This window comes from Mesorhizobium sp. M7A.F.Ca.US.014.04.1.1, assembly GCF_003998745.1.
GTDB lineage: Bacteria > Pseudomonadota > Alphaproteobacteria > Rhizobiales > Rhizobiaceae > Mesorhizobium > Mesorhizobium ciceri.
Genome location: NZ_RZRW01000269.1, coordinates 1 through 7771 on the forward strand (window position 1 = coordinate 1; position 7771 = coordinate 7771).

7 protein-coding genes and 1 pseudogene are annotated in these 7771 nt (G+C 64.0%); 6 read left to right on the forward strand and 2 right to left on the reverse strand.

Translation table 11 applies throughout. The features are described 5' to 3' along the window. The 6 genes and pseudogenes from EOA22_RS18355 to EOA22_RS18380 all read left to right on the forward strand — a co-directional run. Positions 1–340 (forward strand): annotated as a pseudogene (locus EOA22_RS18355) (ABC transporter permease); the annotation flags it as partial. 3 nt (positions 341–343) lie between these two features. After that, positions 344–1279 carry an ABC transporter permease gene (locus EOA22_RS18360; RefSeq protein WP_024505120.1) on the forward strand — a complete coding sequence of 312 codons (936 nt, stop codon included), beginning with the start codon at positions 344–346 and terminating at the stop codon, positions 1277–1279. 47 nt (positions 1280–1326) lie between these two features. Then, the gene (locus EOA22_RS18365; RefSeq protein WP_013529871.1) at positions 1327–2133 is read left to right on the forward strand and encodes a 4-pyridoxolactonase; all 807 of its coding nucleotides are present in this window, start codon (positions 1327–1329) and stop codon (positions 2131–2133) included. Positions 2134–2158: 25 nt separating this feature from the next. Continuing rightward, positions 2159–3337, forward strand: a complete 1179-nt coding sequence (locus EOA22_RS18370; protein WP_063168890.1) for an alanine--glyoxylate aminotransferase family protein — start codon at positions 2159–2161, stop codon at positions 3335–3337. 33 nt (positions 3338–3370) lie between these two features. After that, positions 3371–4117, forward strand: a complete 747-nt coding sequence (locus tag EOA22_RS18375) for an SDR family NAD(P)-dependent oxidoreductase (RefSeq protein ID WP_063168889.1) — start codon at positions 3371–3373, stop codon at positions 4115–4117. A gap of 124 nt (positions 4118–4241) precedes the next feature. Further along, positions 4242–5078: a sulfite exporter TauE/SafE family protein gene (locus tag EOA22_RS18380; RefSeq protein ID WP_082826541.1), complete on the forward strand. Its 837-nt coding sequence runs from the start codon at positions 4242–4244 to the stop codon at positions 5076–5078. 21 nt (positions 5079–5099) lie between these two features. Here the strand turns inward: EOA22_RS18380 and EOA22_RS18385 are convergent, their stop codons facing one another. After that, positions 5100–6449: an HlyD family type I secretion periplasmic adaptor subunit gene (locus tag EOA22_RS18385; protein ID WP_013529875.1), complete on the reverse strand. Its 1350-nt coding sequence runs from the start codon at positions 6447–6449 to the stop codon at positions 5100–5102. Next, positions 6446–7771 (reverse strand): type I secretion system permease/ATPase (locus EOA22_RS18390; protein WP_127390126.1); only part of this gene is annotated, 1326 nt, incomplete at its 5' end. The genes EOA22_RS18385 and EOA22_RS18390, both read right to left, overlap by 4 nt.

A 7771-nucleotide genomic window follows, 5' to 3' on the forward strand; every position in this document is an offset into this window, starting at 1 on the left:
CGTTCCCGGCCTGACCGTCGCCGTCTTCGCCATTTCGGCCGGGCTGGCCGGGCTTGCCGGCGCCGTCGACATCATCGGCGTCCAGGGCAATGTCCGCGCCGACTGGAATCCCGCCTACGGGCTTGCCGTGATACCCGCCGTGTTTCTCGCCCGTATGAACGGCTTTGCGGCCATCGGCTTCGTGTTCCTGCTTTCGGTGCTTTCGATCGGCGGCGAGAGCGCGGCGCGCCGGCTCGGCGTGCCCAATCATTTCACGCTGGTGCTGGTTTCCATCGTGCTGATCGTGCTCGCGCTCGCCGAATATTTCGATCACCGATACAACCAGTCGCGGAGGGCCTAGGGCATGACCGGGCTCTTCAGCGAGGTCTTTCTCAGCGCGCTGCTGTTCGGCGCCGTCACCGCAGCGATCCCGCTGCTGCTTGCCGGGCTCGGCGAGCAGATCTCCGAGAAGGCTGGCGTGCTCAATATCGGCATCGAAGGCATGATGCTGGCCGGCGCCTATCTCGGCTTTGTCGGCGCTTTCTATTCCGGGTCGCTGTGGCTGGGCTTTCTCACCGGCGCCGCCGGGGGTGCTGCGGTGGCGCTTGTCATGGCGCTGCTTTGCGTGCGCATCGGGCTCAACCAGATCGTCATCGGCATCGCGCTGACCTTGGGGCTGGAAGGCCTGACGGCGCTGCTCCACCATTTCCAGTTCTCGCGCAGCTATCCGCGCCTGCCGGCGGCGGATGCGACTGTCATTCCGCTGCTTTCGGACCTTCCGGTCATCGGGCCTGCATTCTTCAAGCATCATCTGATCGTCTATCTGGCGGTCGCGCTGGTTTTCGGCATGGGCTACATCTACCGGCGCACGCAGTTGGGCCTCAATTTGCAGGCGGCAGGCGACAAGCCGGCCGCGCTCGATGTCGCCGGCATCGATGTCGTGCGGACCCGCACCATCGCCGTGCTGACGACCGGAGCGCTGGCCGGGCTCGGGGGCGCGTATCTCGCCAATGTCGGGGCCGGCCTGTTCATTCCGTTCATCACCAATGGCGCGGGCTTTCTCGGCATCGTGCTGGCCATGCTGGCGCGCGGTCGCCCGATCTGGGTGCTGTTCGGCGCGTTGCTGTTCGGTGTCTGCCTGTCGCTGACGACGGCCATGCAAGTGGCCGGCATCAACATACCGACCGACATCATCCAGATGCTGCCGTTCCTGGCGGTGATGATCATGCTGGTGCTGTTCGGCCGGCGCGCCAGCCTGCCGGCGGCGCTCGGCATTCCATATGAGCGCGGCGCGCGCTGAGGACAATTCATGCGCGGACGGGACCCGCGCCAATAAAGGAGGCAAGAATGTCGGATACCAAGGTCTACCTGCTCGACGGCGGCTCGCTCGTTCTCGACGGATATCATGTGTTCTGGAACCGCGGCCCTGGCGGCGAAGTGCGCTTCCCGGTCTATTCGATCCTGATCGAACATGCCGAGGGCCGGTTCCTCATCGACACCGGCTACGACTACGATCACGTGATGAAGGTGCTGCCGTTCGAAAAGCCGATCCAGGAAAAGCACCAGACCATCCCAGGCGCCCTGGCGCTGCTCGGCCTCGAACCGAAGGACATCGACGTCGTCGTCAATTCGCATTTCCACTTCGATCATTGCGGCGGCAACAAGTATTTTCCGCACGCCAAGAAGATCTGCCACCGGACCGAGGTGCCGCAGGCCTGCAATCCCGAACCTTTCGAGCATCTCGGCTATTCCGATCTGAGTTTTTCGGCGGAGGCTGCCGAAGCGCGTGGCGCGACCGGGCAATTGCTTGCGGGAACGACACGGGCGAATTCGACCTTTGAAGGCATTGATGGCGACGTCGAGCTTGCCAGGGGCGTCCGGCTGATCTCGACGCCCGGCCATTCGATCGGCCATTACAGCCTGCTGGTCGAGTTCCCCAAGCGCAAGCCGATCATGTTCACGATCGATGCGGCCTATACGCAGAAGAGCCTCGAGACGCTGTGCCAGGCGGCCTTCCACATCGATCCGGTGGCGGGCGTCAATTCGATGCGCAAGGTGAAGAAACTCGCCGAAGACCATGGCGCCGAGCTGATGTACTCGCACGACATGGACAACTTCAAGACCTACAAGACCGGCACGCAATTCTACGGCTGACCGCCGCCAATCCGGAGACAAGACGATGCGCTATCTCGAACACGCCGATCCGGTCATCACCCTGACCGCGGGACCGGTGAACGCCTATGCCGAAGTGCTGCGCGGTCTCGGCCGCACGGTGCTCTACGACTACGACCCGGCGTTCCAGCTTTTCTATGAGGGTGTGGTCGACAAGGCGCAAAAGGCGATGCGGCTGTCGAACAAGCCGGTCATCCTGCATGGCGAGCCGGTGCTTGGCCTGGAGGCCGCCGCGGCCTCGCTGATCACGCCGGACGATGTCGTGCTCAACCTTGCCTCCGGCGTTTACGGCAAGGGGTTCGGCTATTGGGCGAAGCGCTATTCGCCACATCTGCTCGAGATCGAGGTGCCCTACAACGAGGCGATAGATCCGCAGGCGGTCGAGGCAATGCTGAAGGCGCACCCGGAGATCACCGTCGTTTCCGTCTGCCACCACGACACGCCGTCCGGCACCATCAATCCGATCGACGCCATCGGCGCGCTGGTCTCAGCGCATGGCGGCTATCTCATCGTCGACGCCGTCTCGTCCTTTGGCGGCATGCAGACGCACCCGGAGGACTGCAAGGCCGATATCTATGTCACCGGCCCGAACAAATGCCTGGGCGCGCCTCCCGGCCTGACGATGATGGGCGTCAGCGAGCGGGCCTGGGCCAAGATGAAGAGCAACGAGGCAGCCCCCCGCGCGTCGATGCTGAGCATCGTCGATTGGGAGCATGCGTGGTCGCGGGATAAGCCGTTTCCGTTCACGCCGTCGGTCTCGGAGATCAACGGGCTCGATGTCGCGCTCGACCTCTATCTCAATGAGGGGCCGGAGGCGGTATGGGCGCGCCACGCGCTCACCGCCAAGGCCATGCGCGCGGGCATTGCTGCGATGGGCCTGTCGATCTGGGCGGCCAGCGACAGCATCGCGTCGCCGACCACGACCGCTGTCCGCACGCCCGAAGGTGTCGACGAGAAGGCGCTTCGCCAGGCTGCCCGCGCCCGTTACGGGGTGGTGTTTTCGTCTGGCCGCGGCGAGACCTTGGGCAAGCTGACGCGCATCGGCCATATGGGTCCGACCGCCCAGCCGATCTATGCGATCGCGGCGCTGACGGCACTTGGCGGCGCCATGAACGCGGCCGGCCAGAAACTGGCGATCGGCAGGGGTATCGACGCGGCGCTGGCCGTGATCGACGCCGACGCCTGAACAGATATCACCACGGATTGAGGGAGCATTTTCATGACTGAACGGCTTGCGGGGAAGACGGCCCTGGTTACGGGCGCTGCGCAGGGTATCGGCAAGGCGATCGCCGCGCGGCTCGCCGCCGACGGGGCAATCGTCATCGTCAGCGACATCAATGCCAAAGGCGCCAAGGCGGCGGCCGCGGCAATAGGCGGAAGGGCGAGGGCGATTGCCGCCGACATTTCCGATCCGGCCTCCGTCAAGGCACTCTTCGCCGAAATCCAGACCCTGACCGGGGGCATCGACATCCTGGTCAACAATGCCAGCATCGTGCCGTTCGTCGCCTGGGACGATGTCGATCTCGACCATTGGCGCAAGATCATCGACGTCAATTTGACAGGCACCTTCATCGTCAGCCGCGCCGGCACGGACCAGATGCGTGCGGCAGGCAAAGCTGGGCGGGTGATCAGCATCGCATCCAACACCTTCTTTGCCGGCACGCCGAACATGGCGGCCTATGTCGCAGCCAAGGGTGGCGTCATAGGCTTCACCAGGGCGCTCGCCACCGAACTCGGCAAATACAACATCACCGCCAATGCGGTGACGCCCGGCCTGGTCGAGAGCGACGGCGTCAAGGCGAGCCCGCACAATGAGGCGTTCGGCTTCGTCGAGATGCTTCAGGCGATGAAAGGCAAGGGGCAGCCGGAACATATCGCCGATGTGGTCTCGTTCCTGGCCTCCGACGATGCGCGCTGGATCACCGGCCAGACGCTCAATGTCGACGCCGGGATGGTGCGCCACTAAAGCATTCCGCACCCCAAACCCCTGTACGCTTTCGGGCGATCTGCACCCAGGTCGCGACGGGCGGACAGGCGCGGCCAAAAATGTATCCGCAAGGCCGCAGTCGGCCAATCAAGGAAAAATCACAGTGGACTTCGGATTCGACACGTCGGTTTTCGACGGGCTGACGATTGCAATGCTGGTCGCCGGTCTGGCCATGACCGGAATGGCCTCCGGCGTGCTCGCCGGTCTGCTGGGGGTCGGCGGCGGCATCGTCATCGTCCCGGTGCTGTTCTGGGTGCTTAGCCTGTTCCACTTTTCGCCTGCTGTGATCAGCCATCTGGCTGTCGCGACGTCGCTTGCGGTCATCATCCCCACCTCGATCTCGTCAATGCGGTCGCACAACAGGCGCGGCAATGTCGATCGGCCTCTGCTCACTCTGTGGGGACCGGCCGTTTTCGTGAGTGCCCTGATCGGTGGCATCACGTCGAAGTTCATCCCGGGCGCCGGCTTGCGGCTGGTTTTCGGCGTCGTCGGCCTGCTGGTGGCCCTCAACATGGCGTTGCCGAAGCACTTCGTGATCTCCGATCACCTGCCGCAAAGCGGCTGGATCAACCGCGCGATCGCCTCTGTCATCGGCTTTGTCTCTTCGCTCATGGGAATCGGTGGCGGCACGCTCTCGGTGCCGACGCTTTCCAGCTTTTCCTTTCCTGTGCACCGGGCCGTCGGCACATCGTCGGCGCTTGGCCTGCTTATTGCGCTTCCGGCAGTGGCCGGCTTCATCTGGTCGGGTCTCGCAATTGCAGGCAGGCCTCCGCTCAGCCTGGGTTACGTCAGCCTGCCGGCGGTTGCCATCATAGCGCCCGTGAGCTTCCTGTTCGCACCCTTGGGCGCAAGGCTCGCCCACGCGCTCAACCCGCGCTACCTGAAACTTGCCTTTGCATTCTTCCTGGCGATCACGGCCGGGCGAATGCTGCTGTCTTGAATTTCGCTGGGCGGCGTACGGCTATTTTTCCCGCATGGCCCGGCGGAAGTTCTGCGTGATCGGCTCGGCGAGATAAGAGAGAACGGTGCGAGCCCCCGTCCGGATCATCGTCTCGCTCGACATGCCGGGCAGCAGCTTGCGGCCCTCCAGCTTGCCGAGTTCGCTTTTGTCGATCACAACCGTCGCGGCGAAATACGGTGCGCCGCTGCGCTCCTCAACCATGCGGTCAGCCGACACGATCTCCACGACACCCTCGAGCGGCGGCAGGTTGTAGCGGGCGAAGGCCGGGAAGCTGACACGCGCGGGCTGTCCGGGTGCGATCGTCTCGACATCCTCCGGTTTGACCATGGCTTCGACCACGAGTTGTTGTCCGAGCGGTACGATCGTCATCAATGTATCGCCGGGTTTCACGACACCGCCCGCGGTGTGGACCTTCAGATCCATGACGATGCCGTCAACCGGTGCGACGACATCGGTACGGGTAAGCACGTCCCTGGCGGCACGCTCCTCCTGTCTCAGGTCGAACAGTTCCGCCTCGACCTTGCTCAACTCATCGACGGACTCGTTGAGCCGCACCGTATCGAGGTTCAGGATCTGCATGTCGATCTCGGCCATGGCGCTTCTGGCGCGGGCGATTGCGGCGATATTGGTGGCGCGCTCGCCCTCGATCTCCTGCTGCTGTCGTCTGAGCAACAGGTTCCGCTCGCGGGTGGTCAGCCCCTTCTTGAGCAGACTCTCGAGGTCTTTGGTTTCACCCTCGATCGCCTCGATCTGTTTGTCCTTGGTGACGATAAGCTCTTCCAGTCCCTTTATCTCCTCCTCGGTCTGGTGGCGGCGCTGGCTGAGGATTTCCTGCTCGTCCGCCAGATTGTGGTGTTTCGCCGCGAACACGTCGCGCTGTGCGGACACCGCGTCCTTTGCGGCGGTGGCGGGGTTGGCGAGCAACGCCGGATCGAACTCGATCTCGGCCCTGCCGTCACGCTCGGCCCTGAGACGCGCGGCCAGCGCCTCACGCGTTGCTATCCGGTTCTGGATCAGGTCGAGCTGCGCCTTTGCCTGCGTGTCGTCGAGCCGGACGAGGATCTTGCCGGCCTTGACGACATCACCGTTGGCTGCGTTCAACTCCGCGATGATGCCGCCCTCGAGGTGCTGGATCAGCTTGCGGTCGCCGGCGACCTTGATAACGCCCGGCGCCACAGCGGCGCTGTCCAACGGTGCCAGGGCCGCCCAACCTCCCGCGACGCCGAAGAACAGGAACATGATCGCGAACCCGGTGCAGGTCACGCCTGTGAGACGCAGCGGCATCGGTTGCAGCAGGGAGGGCGGCGGAAGGGGCAGCGGCACGACGTTCAATTCCGGGGGGCGGCTCATGCTTCCTTGACCTCTTTGGTTTCCTTGACCACTTCGAGGGCAGGCAACTGGGCAGCCTTGGGCAGATGGGCCACCTTGCTGACGCGGCTGGCGAGTTCGTTGAAGACATGGTCGCGCGGCCCGAAGAGATCTTGCTGACCCCTGTTGAGGACCAGTATCTTGTCTACCTTCTCCAAGATGTTGGCGCGGTGCGCGATCAGGATAACGGTTGTGTTCGTCGCCTTGGCCACGCCGAGAGCGGCAATCAATGCCTCCTCGCCCTCCCTGTCGAGGTTGGAATTGGGTTCGTCGAGGATAAGCAGCGTGGGGTCGCCGTAGAGTGCCCGCGCCAGCCCGATGCGTTGGCGCTGCCCGCCCGACAGTATCGCACCCGCCTCGCCGATCTCGGTGCCGTAGGCCTTCGGCAGCCCCTTGATGAGTTCGTGGACGCCGGCCAACTGCGCTGCCTTGATCACGTGCTGGAAGACCGCCGGATTGACCGTCGCAAAGCGGGCGATGTTGTCGGATACGGTGCCGGCGAAGAGTTCGATGTCCTGCGGCAAATAGCCGACATAACGGCCACGGTCTTCCGCCGCCCATTGGGCAACATCCGTTCCGTCCAGCAAGGCACGCCCCCCCGACGGGCGCCAGGCACCGGCAAGTATGCGCGCCAGGCTCGTCTTGCCGGCCCCGCTCGGACCGATCAGGGCCATCGCTTCACCCGGCTCGAGACGGAAGCTGATGCCTTTCAGGATGTGCTCGCCACCCTGTCGGGCAAGCACAAGGTTGTCGGCCTCAAACCTGCCTTTCGGACGGGGCAGTGGCAGGACCGGTGTGGCTTCCCGGTGCTGTCCGGCGACCGCGGTGAGGCGTTTGTAAGCGGCACGCGCTCCCACCGTCGCCTTCCATGTGCCGATCGCTTGCTCGACCGGTGACAAGGCGCGACCCATCAGGATCGAGGCGGAGATCATGATGCCGGGTGAAGCCTCGTTGCGAAGAACCAGATAGGCGCCGAGGCCGAGTATGGCCATTTGCAGGGCCAGCCGGTGACAACGCGCGATAGCCGCGATGACGCCGCCACGGTTGGCGGCAAGAACCTGTCCCTTGTTGGCCTCGTCCTGTTGGGCCTTCCAGCCTTCCAGCAATGGCTTCAACATGCCCATCGCCTGGACGACCTCGGCGTTGCGGATCGCCGCCTCGGCTTGCACATAGGCCCGCGACTGTGCGCTTGCGGCCTCGGTCAACGGCTTGCGTGTGAGGTATTCGTTGAGCAGCGCCAAAGCAAACAGCACGATCCCGCCGCAAAGCGCCAACCAGCCCAGCCATGGGTGCATGAAGAATAT

What these genes read in the sequence shown, in the direction of transcription:
- EOA22_RS18385 (WP_013529875.1), bottom strand. Translation starts at nt 6,449, where the DNA reads ATGAGCCGCCCCCCGGAATTGAACGTCGTGCCGCTGCCCCTTCCGCCG.
- EOA22_RS18360 (WP_024505120.1), top strand. Translation starts at nt 344, where the DNA reads ATGACCGGGCTCTTCAGCGAGGTCTTTCTCAGCGCGCTGCTGTTCGGC.
- EOA22_RS18375 (WP_063168889.1), top strand. Translation starts at nt 3,371, where the DNA reads ATGACTGAACGGCTTGCGGGGAAGACGGCCCTGGTTACGGGCGCTGCG.
- EOA22_RS18370 (WP_063168890.1), top strand. Translation starts at nt 2,159, where the DNA reads ATGCGCTATCTCGAACACGCCGATCCGGTCATCACCCTGACCGCGGGA.
- EOA22_RS18365 (WP_013529871.1), top strand. Translation starts at nt 1,327, where the DNA reads ATGTCGGATACCAAGGTCTACCTGCTCGACGGCGGCTCGCTCGTTCTC.